Raw genomic sequence first — 17,904 nt, 5'->3', positions numbered from 1 at the left:
CATGTGCCGCTAATATCACTGATGCGCATCGGGAAGAACACGCGGAAGAACACGCCAACCCCGGAGAGGCCCGTGCACGAGGCCCACGACACCTCTGCGCCTACGGAACCTCTGGTCCGTGTCCGCGGACTTGCCAAGCGCTTCGGGGGAACCGTCGCGCTCGCCGGGATCGACCTCGATGTCCACGCCGGCAGCGTCCTCGCCCTCCTCGGTCCCAACGGAGCCGGGAAGTCCACGCTCATCAAGGTGCTCGCCGGCGTCCACCACGCCGACTCGGGCCAGGTCACCGTGGCCGGGCACCCGCTCGGGAGCCACGCCGCCTCCCGGCACATGTCCTTCATCCACCAGGATCTCGGGCTGGTGGAGTGGATGACGGTGGCCGAGAACATCGCTCTGAGCGCCGGGTATCCGCGCCGCGCCGGACTGATCTCCTGGCGGCTCACCAGAGAACACTGCACCGAGGCCCTGCGGGCCGTCGCCGGACATCTCGACCCCGACACGCCGGTCTCCCGCCTCGACCCGGCCGAGCGTTCGCTGGTCGCCGTCGCACGAGCCCTGGCGGCACGAGCGAGCCTCGTCGTCCTCGACGAGCCGACCGCCCGCCTGCCCGCAGCGGACTGCTCCCGGCTGTTCCGGGTGCTGCACACCCTGCGCGACCGGGGGCACGGCATCCTCTACGTCAGCCATCGCCTGGACGAGGTGTACGAGGTCGCCGACACCTTCGCCGTGCTGCGCGACGGACGCCTGGTCGGCCAAGGCTCGCCGGCGAATCACAGTCCTGCCCGCCTGGTGCGCGCCGTCACTGGTGAGGGGCCGACCGATCACCGCCCCGCCACCACCCCGGCCGGCGGCCCGCCCGTCCTGACCCTGGACGCGGTGCGCACCCCTGACGCGGGACCGGTCGGTCTGGAGCTGCGGCAGGGGGAAGTCCTCGGCCTGGTCGGCCTCACGGGCGCCGGGCACATGGGCCTGGCCCGAGCCCTCGCGGGCGCCCGGCCCCTCCTCGGCGGACGGGCCCTGCTGGGCGGTCGCCCGTACCGTCCCCGTACGGTCGCGGACGCCGTCGGACGGGGTGTCGCCCTCGTACCCGGAGACAGACAGCGGGAGGGCTGCCTCGCCGAGCTGACCGTACGGGAGAACCTCCTGGCCAACCCCCGGGCGTCCGGCAGGTCGGCGCTGTCCTGGATCAGCCCGCGCCGCGAACGCGCCGAGGCCGGCACCCTGATCGACCGGCTCTCGGTGCGTCCCGACGACAGCGAGGCCGCCATCGCCACCCTGTCCGGGGGGAACCAGCAGAAGGTCATGATCGGCCGGTGGTTGCGGCCGGACCTGCGTCTGCTGATCCTCGAGGAACCGACGGCGAGCGTGGACATCGGTGCCAAAGCCGCGATCCACCGCCTGCTCGACGAGGCGCTCGCCGCCGGCCTCGCGGTCCTGCTCATCTCCAGCGACTTCGAGGAGGTCGCTGGCGTGTGCCGGCGCGCCCTGGTCTTCGTCCGCGGATCCGTGACGACCGAGCTGACCGGCCCGGCCCTCACGGTCACCGAGCTCACGCGGGCGGCTTCGGCCCTGCCCTCCTCCACCACCGCGGCGAACCCGTGACCGGCTCCCCCTCGCCAGCGCCGCGTCGCCCGGGACCACCGAGGCGACCCGCCGGACTGCACGGCCGTAGCGGACAACTCATCGGCGCCTACGGCCTGCTGACCCTCACCGCCCTGCTCTTCCTGATCTTCTCCCTCACCCTGCCGCGTACCTTTCCCACCCGGGACACCGTCGACTCGATCCTGTCCAACCAGTCGATCCCGGCCGTCCTCGCGCTCGCCGCGATGGTCCCCATCGTGACCGGCGCGTTCGACCTCTCCATCGGCTACGGCCTGGGCCTCGCGCACGTCATGGTGATGCAGCTCGTCGTGGGCGAAGGGTGGCCCTGGCCGCTCGCCTGCCTCACGGTGATCGCCGGAGGGGGCGTCGTGGGCGTCCTCAACGGTGTCGTCGTCGAATTCGGACGGATCGACTCGTTCATCGCCACGCTCGGAACCGGCAGCATGATGTACGCGGTGACCGGGTGGGTCACCGGCGGCGGCCGGATCGTCCCCGGCCCGCAGGGACTCCCGCCCGCCTTCACCGACCTCTACAACTCCACGTTCCTCGGCCTGCCGGTTCCCGCCTTCTACGTGCTCGCGCTCGCGGTCGCCCTCTGGGTGGTCCTGGAGCGGCTGCCGCTCGGCAGGTATCTGCATGTCATCGGGTCGAACCCGCGCGCCGCCGACCTGGTCGGCATCCCGACCCGCAGGTACACCGTCTACGCCTTCGCCGCGTCGGGACTGATCGTCGGCTTCGACGGAGTGCTGCTCGCGGCCCAGCAGCAGATCGGCAATCCCAGCGTCGGCCTCGACTACCTGCTGCCCGCGTTCGTCGGGGCCCTCCTCGGCTCCACCGCCATCAAACCCGGGCGCCCCAACCCCCTGGGCACCCTCGTCGCCATCGCCGTCCTCGCCGTCGGCCTCACCGGCATCGCCCAGATGGGCGGCGACTTCTGGACGGTCCCGTTGTTCTACGGCGGCACCCTGCTCCTCGCCGTCGGACTGGCCGGCTACTCGGCTCGTCGCCGACTGCGCACCGGTGCGGTGGTCGCCCGCGATGCGCCCGCCGTGCCACCGGACGACGGCACACCGGGCAGCCCGCCATGAACCACGCCGCGCGCACCGCCGAAGTGCCCGGCCGGCATCCTCCGCAAGGAGCTTCCGTGCACCGCAACCGCACCACTCCCGCCGTCCACAACGCGCGGTCCACTGCCTCCGTCCTGGTGGTCGCGCTCTTCGTGCTGGCCGGCTGTGAACGCGGCTCGTCGAGCGACCCGGCGCACTCTACCTCGGGTCCGAGCGGCTGCCCCGCGGCCCAGACCAGGGCCCAGGCCGCCGTCAGCCGGGCGCAGCGGACCGACATCCCCTGGAACGGACCGACCAGCGGTCCCCGCGCGGTGGCCGGCAAGACCATCGTCTACGTCGCCCAGACCATGACCAATCCCGGCGTCGCGGGCGTGGCGGACAGCGTGCGGAAGGCCGCGCGCGTCATCGGCTGGGACGTCCGGGTGATCGACGGTGGCGGCACCCCCGCCGGCATCCAGGCGGCGATGAGCGAGGCCGTGGACGTCAGACCCTCGGGCATCGTCATCGGGGGCTTCGACCCGGGCTCGACCTCGCAGCAGGTGACGCGCGCCAACGCGGCAGGCATCCCGCTCATCGGCTGGCACGCGGTCGCTTCCCCCGGCCCCAGCCGGCGCCCCAGGCTCTTCACCAACGTCACCACGAGAGTCGAGGACGTGGCCAGAGCCAGTGCGCAGTGGGTCATCTCCAGCTCCGGCGGCACCGCCGGGGCTGTGGTCTTCACCGATGCCTCGGTCCCCTTCGCCAAGTACAAGTCCGACCTGATCAGGAAGGAGCTGGCCACCTGCGCGGGGGTGGAACTGCTGGCGTACGAGAACATCCCGATCCCGGACGCCGGCAGCCGCATGCCCCGGGAGATCTCCTCACTGCTTTCCCGCTTCCAGGAGAGCTGGACCCACTCCGTCGCCATCAACGACCTGTACTTCGCCGATGCCGCCCCGGCCTTCCGCGCGGCCGGCAGGAAAGGTTCCGGCCCGCCCTTCAACATCGGCGCCGGCGACGGCGACCCCTCCGCCTTCCAGCGGATCAACAGCGAGCAGTACCAGGCGGCCACCGTGCCGGAGCCGCTGTCCCTGCAGGGCTGGCAGATCGTCGACGAGTTCAATCGCGCCTTCTCGGGCCGGCCGGCCAGCGGGTATGTGGCCCCCGTCCACATCAGCACGGCCGACAACAGCCAGGGCGCCACGACCTGGGATCCGGCGGGCTACCGGGAGGCGTACCGGAGGATCTGGGGCATGTGACAGTGGCGGTGGGGACTGCTCAACGTGGCGGGGCGTACTGGGTCAGCAGGACCGCGATGTCGTCCGCCCTGTCGGGGGTGGCGTGACAGGCATCCCGCAGCAACCCGTCGGCCAGATCGTCCAGGCCGCCCCCGCCGAGCCGGGCCAGTGCCCCCCGCAGTCGCTCGACGTCGGAGCCGATGTCCGAGTCGCGCCTCTCGATCAACCCGTCCGTGTAGAGGGCCAGCACCGACCCGGGAGCCAGACGCAGCTCCGACTCCGGAAAGCGTGCCGTCGCGTCGATGCCGAGCAGGGGGCCGCCGGGCAGGTCCAGGACCTCGGTGTGCCCGTCGGGCAGGCGCAGCAGGGGCGGGAGATGGCCCGCGCGGACGAGGCGCACGATCCCCGAACGCGGATGGAACTGGGCGTAGCAGCAGCTGGCGAGGAGCACCGGGTCGAGGTCCATGTGGAGCCGGTTGGTGCCGGCGACGACCTCGCTCGGTCGGTGGCCGGCGGCGACGAAGGCCCGCATGGCGCTGCGCAGTTGGCCCATGGCGGCCGCGGCGGGGACGTTGTGACCCTCGACGTCCCCGACGATCAGTGCGACTTCGTCGCCGGTGGGGATGACGTCGTACCAGTCGCCGCCGATGTCCATCCCCCTGGTGCCCGGTAGATAACGCCCCGTGACGTGCAGCCCCGGCAGAGCGGGCAGCCGGTGCGGCAGCAGCGCGTTCTGCAGGCCGCGGGCGAGGGCGAACTCGGCGTCGTAGAGTCTGGCGCGTTCCAGAGCCTGGCCGATCAGGCCGCCCAGCGCGGTGAGGACTCCGCGCTCCTCGTCGGGGAACCGGTGGATGTCGTCGAAGCCGAGAATGCAGGCGCCGACCGGGTGGTTCGAGGCGATCAGCGGCAGGAACGCCCAGGAGTTGGTGTGCCCCACCAAGAGCTCGGGGTAGTTCTCGCGGAGCTGCTCCCGGGACTCGATGAACAGCGGGACCCCGGAGGTCAGGGCGTCCGTCACGGGCAGCCGGGCGTGCAGCGGGCTGCCTTCGAACCGGGCGACAAAGCGCTTCGCCCAGCCGCGCTGAGCGAGCAGGTGCAGGCGCTGCTCCTCCACCACGGCGATCGCCAGCTTCTGGCCGCCGAAGGCCGGCAGCAACTGATCGGCGACGGCATCGAACACCTCGATCGCGGTGGCCGCCTTCGTGAGGGCGCTGCCCAGCGTGAGCACCCGGTAGAGGGAACCCACGCGGGGGGCCGCGGGCGAAGGCGCCGAGGAGAAGGGCGGCCCCTCCTCGGTGACCGGTGCACCGGGCCCGGTGCCGGCCGGTACGGGCTGCCGTACTCGTGAGGCCCACCCCGTCATGCCCTGAGCGCCCGGGTGGAGGGAGAAGACCAGCCACTCGTCCGGCGGGCGGCGGACCAGGAAGGAGACCGGTTGCTGGGAGACGGCGGCGGCCCGGTAGCGGTCCTCGTACACGGGATCGGTCAGCCAGGGCAGGACGTCCCAGAGTCGCCGGCCGAGCAGTTCGTCCTGGCGGACCCGCAGCAGATCCTCCAGGCTGTGGTTGGCGTAGGCGAGGCGCCCGTCCGGAGAGAGCGCGAAGAAACCGTCCGCGAGCCGCTCTATCGCCGCCACGGCGGCCATGCCGCTTCCGGAGTCCAGCACCGCGCCGACCAGGTGGCAGGAGGACTCCGAGCCGTCGGGGCTCTCCGGTACGCGGCCCCACAGCTCGACGACGCGGTGTCCGCCATGACCGTCCAGGATGCGCAGGCAGTGCGCCAGCAGGTGTCCCTCCTCGACCGCGGCGCGGGCGGCGGACTCGAAACCGGGCAGATCCGCCGGCTCGATGTGGGCCGTCAGTGTGGCCGCCCGACCGTCGAACGCGCGAGGCGCGATCCCGAAGATCGCGCACAGCTCGTCGTCGACAGCGAGGGCTCCGGTGTCGAGGTTCCAGTCGAACAGGCCCACCCGGATCGCCGGCGCGGACGGCAGCGGGACCAGCACCGGAGCCGTCCGCTCGTCGTACTCACCGAGCGTGCCGCGGGCCCGCAGTCCGGCGAGGGTGGTGCCCAGCCGGTCGGCGACGGACCGCAACCGCCCGCGCTGCGTCCTCGACAGTCCGGTCCCGTCGGGCCTGGGCGTCCACACCACGGCGATGGCGCCGAAGGTCCGCCCGCCCGCCCGTACGGGGACCGACGCGGAGCCGAACGGGTAGGGCAGGGCGATCGAGAGCTGAGGGAAGCGCCGCATCGTCTCCTCCGCGCCGGCCAGGTGGACCATGCGCCCGGAGCGGCAGGCCTCCGCCACCGGCATGCCGCTGTTGACCGGGATCCGACGCCACCCGCTGAGCAGCGAGGGCGGTGTCCCGCAGGACGCGGCCACGACGAGCGAGCGACGGTCACCGGAGAGCAGGAACACGCTTCCGGTATGCGCTCCGGTGACCTCCACGGCGTGGACCACGGCCCTGACCAGTGCGTCGTCGCGCTCGGGCGCATCGCTGACACCCGCGGGGCTGAGCGGGTATGAGCTCGATGCCATACCGTTGGCCGACACGCTGCCCTCGATCATCCGTGGAGTGGTTTACCCATTTTATGGTCATTCGCACCTCCCTGTGAGGGGATGTCGGGCCGATATGGGTGAGCTGATCCTGTCCCCAGGGGCCGGACGAGCCGGGTGCTGTACCGCGAGGAGTTCGACCCCGGTGTCGACGGGGCGACACGGGCGGGCACGCCGTACGGCACGACGGGCCGTGGCGGGGATCGCCCTCACCGGCCCGTCGGCGCGGACGCGGTGACGCGGGCCGACGGGGCCTCAGTGGTCAGTAGACGGACAGACCGTACGCGTTCAGTGCTTCCTGGATCGGCTGGTAGTACGTGGTCCCTCCGCTGGTGCAGTTGCCGGAGCCGCCGGAGAGGATGCCGATGACCTTGTCGCCCGCGTAGAGGGGGCCGCCGCTGTCGCCGGGTTCCGCGCAGATGTTCGTCTGGATGAGTCCCGAGACGACCTCCCCGCCGCCGTAGTTGACGGTCGCGTTCAGTCCGGTGACCACGCCGCAGTGGACGCCGGTGGTGGAGCCGCGGCGGCAGACGCTCTGGCCGATGCGGGCCGTCGCGGTGCCGGTGACGTCGACGGCTCCGATGGTGCCGGGGTGCGGGACGGCCGGGTTGGAGTACCGGACGACGCCGTAGTCGTTGTTCGGGAAGCTCGTGCCGACGGTGGATCCGACCGTCGTGGTCAGGGCGGAGCTGGTGTACCAGGTGGACGCGCCCTCGGTGCAGTGGCCGGCGGTCACGAAGTAGTAGCTGGAGCCGCTCTGCACATTGACCCCGGCCGAGCAGCGCCACCCGGCCGTGTAGATGCCGTCGCCGCCCGACAGGAGGGTGCGCAGCCGGCCGTCGAGCCGTTCGAGGGTCGCGGCACCCGCGGTGGCCCGCCGGACCCTGGCCAGGTCCGCCGCCGAGACCGTGGAGTCGGCGAACACCCGCAGTGCTCCGGTGTGTTCGTCGACGGACCAGCTCGTGCCGGCGACCGCGAGGGACTCGACGGCGGCGGCCGCGCGCGTCGCTGTCGCGGGCGTCCCCGTCGCGGCACCCGCGTCGGACACGGCCAGTGCCGACGCCACGAACATGCTCACCACCGAGGCGATCAGCCGCGCTCGTCCGATGCCGGTACGTCCGGCTCTCATCACGGAAGCCTCCCGAGGACGGTGGACGGGACGGGACCACGCCGGTGCCCAACGCCTCAGTGTCCCCGGCCACGCCCCGCACGGGTAGGTGGCCTTCGGCCGCTGCCCCCGTAAGGCCCGCTTCCGCTTGCCTGTCCGCGCCCGGCCGTCAGCCCCTACGATGGCAACTCGCAGTGCCCGTAGACGAGCACGGTCGCGTTCCACCGCAGGGAGCAATGCCCATGGGTGCCACGGAACCCGCAGGAACCCCCACCGACCACACGCTCCTGGGCGGCCCGTCGGCCGGCCCCATGGTGCCGCGGCTGGTACTGGGGGCCCGGCTGCGCAGACTGCGGGAGCGGCAGGGGGTCTCCCGCGAGGCCGCCGGGCACGTCATCCGCGGCTCCCGGTCCAAGATCAGCCGCATGGAGGCGGGCCGCCACGGCTTCAAGCTGCGTGACGTGGCCGACCTGCTCACCCTCTACGACGTCACGGACGAGGCCGAGCGCGCCACCCTGCTGACGCTCGCCGAGGAGGCCAACACCCCTGCCTGGTGGCAGTACTTCAACGACGTGGTGCCCCCCTGGGCGCAGACCTACCTCGCGGCCGAACAGGCGGCGAGCCTCATCCGCTGCTTCGAGGTGCAGCGCGTGCCCTGTCTGCTCCAGACCCCGGACTACGCCCGTGCCGCCCTGCGGCTGGCCCACGCGGACGCCTCCCCCGAGGAGCTCGAACGGCGTGTCGCGTTACGGCTGTCCCGGCAGCGGATTCTGCGCCGGGAACCGGCGACCCGGCTCTGGGCCGTGCTCGACGAGGCGGCGCTGCGTCGCGCGGTGGGCGGACGGGCGACCATGCGCGCCCAGCTCAGGCATCTCATCGAGATGTGCCGGCTTCCCCAGGTGACCGTGCAGATCATGCCGTTCCTCGGCGGCGGCCACTCCGCGGAGGGCGGCCCGATCACCATCGTGCGGCTGCCCGGCAGCGAGTTGCCCGACGTGGTCTACCTCGAACAACTCGCCACCGGCCTCTACCCCGACCGGCCCGCCGACATCGAGCGCTACTGGGACGCCATGAACAGCCTCGCGGTCGAGGCGGAGTCACCCGACGAGACGCCCACGATCCTGCACCGCATCCTCCAGGAGACCTGACCCGCAGGCGGTCAGCTCTTGCGGGCGACACCGCCGTACTGGTGGACCTCGGCCGGCAGGCCCAGCGCCTCGGTGTCGGGGCGCCAGCGCGAGCACGACGCCACCCCCGGTTCGAGCAGTTCGAGACCGTCGAAGTAGCGCGCGATCTGCTCGGGGCTGCGCAGGATGTACGGGATCGAACCGCCCTCGTTGTACTGCCGGATGGCGTCCAGGTAGGCCTTGCTGGTGTCGGTGCTGTCGTACTGGACCAGGAAGCTGCCGGAGGGCAGCCCGGCCACCAGTTCCCGCACGATCGAGCACGCCTCGTCGTGGTCCTCGATGTGGCCGAGGATGCCCATCAGCATGAGGGCGACGGGCTTGTCGAAGTCCAGGGTCTTCGCGGCCTCCCGCAGGATCGTGGCCGGGTCGCGCAGGTCGGCGTCGACGTAGTTGGTGACGCCCTCCGGTGTGCTGGTGAGCAGCGCGCGGGCGTGGGCCAGCACCAGCGGGTCGTTGTCGACGTAGACGATCCGGGACTCCGGGGCCACCCGCTGGGCGATCTGGTGGGTGTTGTCGACGTTGGGCAGCCCGGTGCCGATGTCCAGGAACTGCCGTACGCCCTCCTCGCCGGCGAGATGACGGACGGCACGGGCGAGGAAGTACCGGGCGGCGCGGGCGCCGGTCTCGATGCCGGGGAAGATCTCGCGGAACGCGTCCCCGGCCACCCGGTCGACCTCGTAGTTGTCCTTCCCTCCCAGCCAGTAGTTCCAGATCCGGGCCGACTGCGGGACCGAGGTGTCGATCTTGGGCAATGCCTCCGGCGCCGAGTTCTCCGCCTGATCAGCCATGGACGCTCCTGCGTGTGCGCGATGGGGGAACCACCGAACGGTCGAACACCGGTCGGGGCATCCACGGTAATCCCCGTGAGTGACCCCATGTGAATCTTTGGCCCCAACAGGCCGTATTCCGCCGGTTGTTGGGAGGCGCCCGTGCCCGGGGCGGCGGTGCGGCCGTCCCGGGCACAGGCAGGTGCGTGCGGTCACTCGGTGATCAGATAGGCCCTTTCGATCGTCTGGGTCAGGGTGTTGCCCGCGCGGTCGGTCAGCTCCGCGCGCAGCGAGACCGAACCCGCCTTCGCCGGGTGCTTCAGCGACAGGTGCGTGCCGCCGACGGACTTGGCGGGCAGCCAGGTCTTCCCCTCGTCGTACGACACCTGGAAGGCGAGCTTCGTCGGGCGCTGTCCGGCCGCCCCGCCCTGGACGGTGAAGGGCACCTCGAAGCGCTTGCCCGCCTTCGCGGTGCTGGCCAGGGTCAGCTTCGGGCTGAAGCGGACCGTGGACAGCGGCACCGTCGCGAACTCGCCCTCGGGGGTCTTCGCCGAGCGGAAGGTCCACTCGGCGTGGACCCGGGTGCCGGCCGGATACACGGCCGGATCACGGGAGTTGTCGAGGGACAGCCGGTACGTGGTGTCCTCGGCGGGCAGCGTGTACTCCGTCAGGTCGACGGTCGGCTGGATGCCGTAGTCGTCGGCGATCTCCTTGCCGTTCGCCTCCAGCCTGGACGTCACCGAGGTCGGGTCGCTGAGGCCCCAGTGCCCCGAGCCGTCACCGAACAGCGGCAGGAAGACCCTGAGCGTGTTCCCGGCGCGGCCGACACCGGGATAGCCCCTGCCAGGGCCGAGGTCGTCGGGGCCGTTCAGGACCGGTCCGAAGACACCGACGCCGAACTGCTCGTCGTAGCTGCGGCCTGCCTTCCAGGTTCTCGGCATGCGCATCAGGAAGCCCTCGAAGACCGCGTCCTGGCCCTCACCGAAGCGCTGCCAGGTGCGCACCGACCACTTCACGCCGTTGTCGAGGATGTACTCGGTGCTCCGGTACGGCAGTTCACCGCGCATGTCGGTGTAACCAGTCGCCAATCGGCCGTTGGGCAGATGCGCGGTCACCTCCGACTGGACGCGCCGGCCGTCGACCAGCTCGCCCACCTCCAGGTTCACCTTGGCCAGCTGCTTGCGCGCGATGTGCGCGGTGAAGCCGTCCAGGCTGCCCTCCCGGTACCAGCCCAGGTGGTAGTTGACCGGCCTGCCGTCCTTGTCCTTGCCGGACCAGCCGCCGGAGAACAGGGAGATGAGCCCCGTCACCGAGTCGTCCGGGCCGAGCCGCCCGAACCGGGAGCCCTCGAAGGTGGGCATCAGGAACTCGAGATGGGCGTCGTTCAGGCCCTCGCCCCGGCCGTACTCGACCGTGACCGCTGCGTCGTTGTTCACGGCCCCCGGGTCCGGCACGGTGATGTCCACCGGCTTCGCCTGCCGGGCGTCGACCTCGACGGTCGTGTCCCTGTCCAGGGTCAGCCTGGGCTGCACCAGCACGGCGTGCCGGTCCGAGGCGGTCGAGGGGTGGATCACCCCGGTCAGGAGGTAGTCCGCCTTGGGCAGCCGGACCGTCAGCTCACCGTCCTGCTCGTCGGCGTAGTCGGCGTAGAAGGAGCTGGTGAGACCCGCGACGGAGGTCACGGCGTCGCCGGTCGCCCTGCCGTCCTCGTCGGTGTGCCTGAGCGTGAGGTCGTACGACTCCACCTCGCGGTCCACGCCGACCGCGGACCGCACCTGGACCTTGCCGTCGGCCGAGGAGGCCGTGACCGCGCCGCCGAAACTGCCGTCCACGGTTCCCGCGCGGGTGTCCGCGGTGACCTCGGCGCTCGCCTCGCCGCCCGCCGGGACGGTGATCCGCTGCGGGGAGACGCTGAACATGCCCTCGGCGGCGGGCTTCTGGTCCACCCCGTAGGCGTCCACGGCCAGGTCGAGGGTGACCGGCTCGGTGCCGAGGTTGCGGTAGGTGAGCTTCTTGGTCCGCGCCTGGTCGTCGGCGTGCGGCCACTGCTGGACGCCGAAGTCGAGCGGGCCCTGCTCGGTGACGACGCTCTCGTCCAGCGCCCGGACCAGGTCGACCCGTCCGGTGCCCTGCTGGTAGGAGCTGTACGTGCCCGGCTTCGCGGAACCGGTCAGCACCGCCTTGAGGCGCTCACCGCTCCAGTCGGGGTGCTGCTGGGCGAGGATCGCCGCGGCACCCGCCACATGCGGGGTGGCCATGGAGGTGCCCTCGATCGTGAGGTAGCCGGGGATGTCGGAGGGATACCACTCCGACAGCAGGCTGCCCGCCGCGGCCGCGGCCGTGATGTCGACGCCCGGCGCGGTCAGGTCGGGCTTGACCCCGCCGTCGCCGACCCGCGGGCCGCGGCTGGAGAACTCGGCGAGGCCGTCGGACTTGTCGACCGCGCCCACGGTGAGCGCGGCCGCCGCGCTGCCCGGTGAGCCGACGGTCCGCTCACCGGGGCCCTCGTTGCCGGCCGCGATGACGAAGAGGGTGCCGGACTCGGCGGAGAGCCGGTTGACGGCCTCCTCCATCGGGTCGACACCGGGGAAGTCGGTGCCGCCGAGGCTGAGGTTGACGACGTCCGCGCCCTGGGCCACCGCCCACTCCATGCCGGCGATGATCCCGGAGTCGTTGCCGCCGCCCTGGTCGTCCAGGACCTTGCCGTTGAGGAGTTCGGCGCCCGGCGCGACGCCCTTGTACTTCCCGCCCGACCTCGCTCCGCTGCCCGCCACGGTGGACGCCACGTGCGTGCCGTGCCCGAACTTGTCGGTGGTGGCGCCGCTGCCGCTGAAGTCCTGCTCCGCGACCACCTTGCCCGCGAGGTCGGGGTGGCCGGTGTCGATGCCGGTGTCCAGGACGGCGACCTTGGTGCCGGTGCCGTCGAAGCCCGCGGCCCAGGCGGTCGGTGCGCCGATCTGCGGGACGCTCCTGTCGAGCGAGGCCCGGCGCTTTCCGTCCAGCCACAGCTTCTCCACCCCGGCCGCGGCCGTGAACTGGGCTGTCCCCGCGGTGGAGTTGTGGGTCACCGCCTTCCAGAACCCGGCGCCGCGCTTCTTCGCGGAGCGCATCGCCCTGCCGTTGACGACCGGAAGCGCCCGGCCCAGCCGCGCCCCGGCCTCGGTGAACGGGCTGGTGGAAGGGGCCTTCTTGCCGCGGAAGGTGACGATCAGCGGCAGGTCGGAGCGGCCCGCGTCGTCGTAACCGTCCTTGACCAGCTGGGTGACGTCGAACAGGCGCGGATCCAACCTGCCCTCGGCCAGCAGCAGTTGGGCGTCACCCGGTACGACCCGGGTGTGCCCGGCGACCACCCGGACCGAGAACGGCATGCCCTCGCGGCCCTGCGCCCGCTGCACCCCGGAGACCTGGCCGGTGCCGTCCACCAGGACCCGGTCGCCGGTGACGAGCGTGACCGTCCGCACCGCGGAGGCGGTACGGGCAGCCTTCGCCGGCACCTCGCCGACGGCTCCCGCGCCGGCCGGCAGCCCGGCGAGGACCAGGGTCGCGGAAGCCACCCCCGCGGCCATGACCGCGTGTCTGTGGCGTACGCGTAACTGCATCTGAACTCCAGTTCGTTGGGGGATCGGTCGTCACGGGACGGCGGGACCCGTGATCGGGCGGCCGTCGCTGTCGTACGGCCAGACATTGGGGACGCAGCCGAGCAGGCCCTTGATCTGCTGCATCATCGCCGGGGCCGGCTGCCCCTTGCCGGGGCAGGTGACATGGCCGTGGCCGAGGAAGTGGCCGACTTCGTGGTTGATGATCAGCGAGCGGTACCCGACGACGTCCTTGGAGTAGAACTCGGTGGCGAGGACCCAGCGTCTGAGGTTGACCATGACGTTGCGGTTCACGCTGCAATTGACCTTGCCGCCGGTGTCGAGGCCGCCCTCGGCGCAGAACTTGTCCACGGTGGCGGGGGTGGCCAGACGGACCCGGAAGTCGGTGGGGCCGTCGGCCACCCGCCGGAACGCCGAGTGGCCGTCGGCCGTCCAGCCGCGGGGATCGGCCAGGGCGCGCTCCACCTGCTCGGCCACGTCCTCGGGGGAGATCGCGATGCCCTTCTCCACCTCGACCCGGTAGCGCAGGGGAGTGCCCTTGCCGACCTTCGCGCTCTCGCCGGGCGCGGTGACGAAGGTCCCCGGGCCGCTGTTCGGAAGGGGAGTCGTGGAAGGGCTGGACTTGTTCTGCTCCGGCGGCTCACTGGTCCGCGGCGGCGCCGGAGTCCCGGAAGACGAGGGCGCCCCACTCCCGGAAGGCGAGGGCGCTCCGCTGCCGGAAGGCGAGGGCGCTCCGCTCCGGGAAGGCGTGGCCGCCGTGGACGGTCGCTTCGCGTCGGACGGCAGCCACGCCACCACCGCGCCACCGACGGCCGCGAAGACCGCCAACGCGGCGAGTCCGCCGGTCAGTTGGCTCTTCACGCTCCGCGCGGAGTGCTTCCGGCGACGACGGCCGCCGGGGTTTCGTTTGTGCGCTGTCACGGCGTTCACGATGTGATCGCCATGTGATCGGACCTGGCCCGGAAGGTAACGAAACGATAACCCTGCTCATGGTCATGCCGATGTGGATACTGTGCGCATGTCACGTGTACTGCTGATCGAGGACGACCCCGCCGTCCGGGAGGGCGTCGCCCTGGCCCTGCGCAGGCAAGGCCATGACGTCGCCGCCGCCGCGACCGGCGAGGAGGGACTGGACCGGCTGCGGTCCTTCCGGCCGGACATCGTCGTCCTCGATCTGATGCTGCCCGGCATGACCGGCCTGGAGGTGTGCCGCACCGTACGCACCCTCGACCAGACCCTGCCGATCATCATGGCGACCGCCCGGGGTGACGAAGTGGACATCGTTGTCGGCCTGGAGGCCGGCGCCGACGACTACGTCGTCAAACCCGTACTGGCCCGGGTGCTCGACGCACGCATACGTGCCGTCCTGCGCCGGGCGGCCGGGGGCGCACCCGGCGCCGAGGGCCTGCCGAAGATCGACACCTACGGCGAACTGGCCGTCGACCGGGCCGGTCTGACCGTCGCGCTGCACGGCGAGCCGATCGCCCTCGCCCCCTCCGAGCTGCGGCTCCTGCTCACCCTGAGCGCCTCACCGGGCCAGGTGTTCAGCCGTCAGCAACTCCTGGAGGCGGTCTGGGAGCACGACTACCACGGCGACGCCCGCCTGGTGGACGCCTGCGTCAAGCGGCTGCGCACCAAGATGTCCGAGCCGCCCCGCGCACCCCGCTACATCCACACCGTGCGCGGCTTCGGCTACCGATTCGCGGCGCCGTGAGAACGCGCCGACTGCGCGGCCTGCGGGCCCGTCTGGTGGTGGCCTTCGGCCTGGTCGCCGCCGTCGCGGCCGTCACGACCGGCGCCCTCACCTTCCGCGAGGCCCGCACCGGAGTGCTCCAGCAGAGCCAGGACGCCACCATCAGACAGCTGCGGGCCCAGCTCAACCAGCACGCCGCCGAACTCGGGCTGCCCCCCGACCGGTCGGCACTGCTGAAGTTCGCGCAGGACACGGCGGCCACCGAGTCGCAGGGCAGCTGGCGGGTCCTGGTGACCTACGGGGACCTGAGCGGCTCCTCCGCCGCCGGCGACCCCTTCACCGAGGTGACCCCCGCCCTGCGCGAAGCCGTCGCGTCCAGCCGGGCCACCGTCTTCCAACGGGTGCGCCACGACGGACGCACCTTACTCGTCGTCGGCATGTCGATTCTCTTCGGCGGTCAGGGCGTCGACCAGACGGCCAGCGGGGTCCGGGTCTTCCTGGTCGTCCCGCAGACCACCGAACAGGCCTATGTCGACGCCCTGGTGACCGCTGTCGAACGGGCCATGGTGGCCGCGCTGGTGCTCGCCGTGGTGCTCGCCCTCCTCGCCGCGCGCGGAGTGCTGGTCCCGGTGCGGAAGCTGCGGCACGCCACCCGCCGGATCGCCGAAGGGCGCCTGGACACCCGGCTCGCGGTCAACGGCTCCGACGAACTCGCCGATCTGTCCCACACGTTCAACGAGACGGCCGCCGCACTGGAGACCTCGGTGGCCGAGCTGCGCGACATGGAGGCCCGGGCCCGCCGCTTCGCCGCCGACGTCTCGCACGAACTGCGCACCCCGCTCGCCGCCATGTCCGCGGTCACCGACGTCCTCGACGAGGACGCCGCCCGACTGGACCCGGACACCGCCACCGCGGTCCGGCTGATCAGCGAGGAGACCGTCAAACTCGCCCGGCTCGTGGACGACTTGATGGAGATCTCCCGCTTCGACGCGGGCGCCGCGGTGCTGCACCTGGACGAGATCGACCTCGCCGAGTCGATCCGGCGCACCCTCGCCTCCCGCGGCTGGACGGACACCGTGGAGACCGAACTGCCCCCGCCGCACGCGGTACGCGCACGCGTCGACCCGCGCCGCGTCGACGTCGTCGTCGCCAACCTGGTCGGCAACGCCCTCAAGCACGGCGCCCGTCCGGTGAGGGTGCGCCTGAGCGGCGACGACACGGTGGCCGTCATCGAGGTCCGGGACAGCGGACCCGGCATCCCGCGCGACGTCCTGCCCCATGTCTTCGAGCGGTTCTACAAGTCCGACAGCGCCCGGATCCGCTCCGAGGGCAGCGGCCTCGGCCTGTCCATCACCGCCGAGAACGTCCGCCTCCACGGCGGTACCGTGCGCGCGGGCGACCACCCGGCGGGCGGTGCCGTCTTCACCGTGGAACTGCCGCTGCGGCGGGACGAGTCGACCGAGGAGTACCGGGCATGAAGGCCCTGCATCGCGTTCCGCTGCTGGCGCTGCTCGCGCTCACCTCCTGCGGGATCCCCGCGACCGGGGTGGTGGAGGCGGGCGGCCCCGCGAGCGGGATCCTGCCCCTCACGCCGGTCTACTTCGTGGAGAACGGCCGGCTCGTCTCGGTGCCGCGCCACACCGGGCGGCCGGGCGACCCCACGGAGGCGCTGCGGCTGCTCATGGCCGGTCCGCTGGCCGGTGAGGGGCGCATCGACGGCCTCTCCACCGAGGTGCCGGCCCTGCCGACCGCCATGGCCGTTCCGACGGCCGCCTCCGAGGTGCCGGGGAGCCCCCCGCCGGACACCGCCGGCCCGGCCGGGGACTCCGCGTCGGGCGAACCGACCGTGACGGTCGAGGGTGACACGCTGACGATCCGACTGCCGCCGGGCATGGACGTGTTGAGCGACCTCGGGGTGCGGCAGACGGTGTGCACGGCCGCCGCCGCGTACCGCCTCACCCACCCCTCCGCCACCCCGCTCACCGCCGAGGTGACCGGGGGCGGCGGATGGCGGGTCAGGACCACGGACGAACGCTGCCCTGACCGGTGAGGTGGCTGCCGGGTCATGCCGTCGGGCGGCCGCCGGCCTGGTCGGTGAGCATGCCCCCCGCCCGGGGTGCCGCGGTGTCGGCCTGCTGGAGCTGGCTGAGGAGCTGGTTCTGGCCGGCCAGAAGCTCGGTGAGGATCCGGCGGGCGGCGCGCAGGAGTTCGGCGACATCACCGCCGGCCAGCGCGTAACTCACCGTGGAGCCCTCCCGTATGGAGACGACGATGCCGGACCGCCTGAGGACGGCCAGTTGCTGGGAGAGGCTGGACGGCTCGATGTCGATGTCGGCGAGCAGGTCGCGGACGGGCACGGGCCCGTGCTGGAGCAGCTCCAGGACCCGGATGCGCACCGGGTGGCCGAGCATGCGGAAGAAGTCCGCCTTGGCCTGGTAGAGGGGGACCTGCATGGGGCGCTCGCTCCCTGCCGGACGGTACGGGGTCGTCGGTGCCGATCCTGCTGGTCGGGGACGCCGGGCGGCCGTGGATTGGACTCATGTTGATGTGGCGACTTGCAGAAGTCTTCACATCGTGGGCGCGCGGCGACCCCGACCGGAGCGGGACCTAGACCTCCAACTGCTCTTCCACGCGCTTGAGTTGGTGACGGGCCATCGCCAGGTTCGAGCGGGCCTTGTCGAGGACCAGGTAGAGGAACAACCCGTTGCCGTTGCGGCCGGTCACCAGACGGATGAGGTGGTACTGGTTCTCGAGCGTGATGAGGATGTCCTCGATGTTGCTCTTGAGGCCCAGCTGTTCCATGGTGCGTACCTTGGCCCGGATGACGTCGGTGTTGCCGGCCGCCGCGACCGTCGTGTCCAGGTCCTTGCCGCCGCCCAGGGTGCCCAGCGCCATCCCGCTGGTGTAGTCGACGACCGCGGCCGCCATCGCCCCTTCCGTGCCGGCCATCATCTCCTTCAGCGACACTTCCACACTCGCCACGGTGCCTCCCTTGTGCCTGTGGGTCGCGGCGGGCCCGTGCCGGGTCCGTCCGCCGGATCTGTGGACCGTATGCGCCTGGCCGCCGTGCGGGTCGGGGGTCTTCGGGACTGCTCCCCGTTGACTGAACA

General features: G+C 72.0%; 14 protein-coding genes. 7 read left to right on the top strand and 7 right to left on the bottom strand.

The annotated features are described in order from the left end of the window. The first annotated feature begins 72 nt into the window (after positions 1–72). The 3 genes from ACFULQ_RS07315 to ACFULQ_RS07305 are packed head-to-tail and all read left to right on the top strand — an operon-like array spanning position 73 to position 3,907. The gene (locus ACFULQ_RS07315; protein ID WP_383539377.1) at positions 73–1,602 is read left to right on the top strand and encodes a sugar ABC transporter ATP-binding protein; all 1,530 of its coding nucleotides are present in this window, start codon (positions 73–75) and stop codon (positions 1,600–1,602) included. Then, the gene (locus ACFULQ_RS07310; RefSeq protein WP_383539375.1) at positions 1,599–2,690 is read left to right on the top strand and encodes an ABC transporter permease; all 1,092 of its coding nucleotides are present in this window, start codon (positions 1,599–1,601) and stop codon (positions 2,688–2,690) included. The genes ACFULQ_RS07315 and ACFULQ_RS07310 overlap by 4 nt, the downstream gene beginning before the upstream one ends. A gap of 56 nt (positions 2,691–2,746) precedes the next feature. Further along, complete coding sequence (locus ACFULQ_RS07305) at positions 2,747–3,907, top strand: substrate-binding domain-containing protein (RefSeq protein WP_383539372.1); 1,161 nt, start codon at positions 2,747–2,749, stop codon at positions 3,905–3,907. A 19-nt stretch (positions 3,908–3,926) separates the two neighbouring features. On the opposite strand, the gene ACFULQ_RS07300 is transcribed toward ACFULQ_RS07305, so the two are convergent. Both ACFULQ_RS07300 and ACFULQ_RS07295 read right to left on the bottom strand, forming a co-directional pair. Continuing rightward, complete coding sequence (locus ACFULQ_RS07300; protein WP_383539369.1) at positions 3,927–6,425, bottom strand: SpoIIE family protein phosphatase; 2,499 nt, start codon at positions 6,423–6,425, stop codon at positions 3,927–3,929. A 280-nt stretch (positions 6,426–6,705) separates the two neighbouring features. Continuing rightward, a complete protein-coding gene (locus ACFULQ_RS07295; RefSeq protein WP_383539366.1) occupies positions 6,706–7,572 on the bottom strand; it encodes a S1 family peptidase in 867 nt (288 codons plus the stop codon). A gap of 221 nt (positions 7,573–7,793) precedes the next feature. Between ACFULQ_RS07295 and ACFULQ_RS07290 the strand changes: the two genes are divergently transcribed. After that, positions 7,794–8,699 (top strand): helix-turn-helix domain-containing protein, encoded by a 906-nt coding sequence (locus ACFULQ_RS07290; RefSeq protein ID WP_383539363.1) that lies wholly within the window; start codon positions 7,794–7,796, stop codon positions 8,697–8,699. Between the two features lie 11 nt (positions 8,700–8,710). On the opposite strand, the gene ACFULQ_RS07285 is transcribed toward ACFULQ_RS07290, so the two are convergent. The 3 genes from ACFULQ_RS07285 to ACFULQ_RS07275 form a co-directional block, all read right to left on the bottom strand. Next, positions 8,711–9,526 carry an SAM-dependent methyltransferase gene (locus tag ACFULQ_RS07285; protein ID WP_383539360.1) on the bottom strand — a complete coding sequence of 272 codons (816 nt, stop codon included), beginning with the start codon at positions 9,524–9,526 and terminating at the stop codon, positions 8,711–8,713. Positions 9,527–9,717: 191 nt separating this feature from the next. Next, on the bottom strand, positions 9,718–13,071 hold the full coding sequence (locus ACFULQ_RS07280) for a S8 family serine peptidase (protein ID WP_383539357.1): 3,354 nt from the start codon (positions 13,069–13,071) through the stop codon (positions 9,718–9,720). A gap of 63 nt (positions 13,072–13,134) precedes the next feature. After that, a complete protein-coding gene (locus ACFULQ_RS07275; RefSeq protein ID WP_383539437.1) occupies positions 13,135–13,962 on the bottom strand; it encodes a DUF3152 domain-containing protein in 828 nt (275 codons plus the stop codon). A 157-nt stretch (positions 13,963–14,119) separates the two neighbouring features. Here ACFULQ_RS07275 and ACFULQ_RS07270 point away from each other — a divergent pair, with 157 nt between their 5' ends. Genes ACFULQ_RS07270 through ACFULQ_RS07260 form a run of 3 tightly spaced genes read left to right on the top strand, consistent with a single transcriptional unit; the run spans position 14,120 to position 16,844 of the window. Beyond that, entirely contained in the window at positions 14,120–14,815 is a 696-nt protein-coding gene (locus ACFULQ_RS07270; RefSeq protein WP_383539355.1) for a response regulator, read from the top strand. Next, on the top strand, positions 14,812–16,272 hold the full coding sequence (locus tag ACFULQ_RS07265) for an ATP-binding protein (RefSeq protein ID WP_383539352.1): 1,461 nt from the start codon (positions 14,812–14,814) through the stop codon (positions 16,270–16,272). Before ACFULQ_RS07270 ends, ACFULQ_RS07265 begins: the two co-directional genes overlap by 4 nt. Then, the gene (locus ACFULQ_RS07260) at positions 16,269–16,844 is read left to right on the top strand and encodes a hypothetical protein (protein WP_383539350.1); all 576 of its coding nucleotides are present in this window, start codon (positions 16,269–16,271) and stop codon (positions 16,842–16,844) included. The genes ACFULQ_RS07265 and ACFULQ_RS07260 overlap by 4 nt, the downstream gene beginning before the upstream one ends. 13 nt (positions 16,845–16,857) lie before the next feature. On the opposite strand, the gene ACFULQ_RS07255 is transcribed toward ACFULQ_RS07260, so the two are convergent. Then, positions 16,858–17,247 carry an ArsR/SmtB family transcription factor gene (locus ACFULQ_RS07255; RefSeq protein ID WP_383539348.1) on the bottom strand — a complete coding sequence of 130 codons (390 nt, stop codon included), beginning with the start codon at positions 17,245–17,247 and terminating at the stop codon, positions 16,858–16,860. Positions 17,248–17,401: 154 nt separating this feature from the next. After that, positions 17,402–17,776, bottom strand: a complete 375-nt coding sequence (locus tag ACFULQ_RS07250; protein WP_383539345.1) for a hypothetical protein — start codon at positions 17,774–17,776, stop codon at positions 17,402–17,404. Positions 17,777–17,904 lie beyond the last annotated feature (128 nt).

It is taken from the genome of Streptomyces sp. NPDC057253, from assembly GCF_042669125.1.
Classification (GTDB): domain Bacteria; phylum Actinomycetota; class Actinomycetes; order Streptomycetales; family Streptomycetaceae; genus Streptomyces.
The sequence above is the reverse complement of the archived record's forward strand: the minus strand, read 5'-3'. Positions and strand labels throughout refer to the sequence as shown.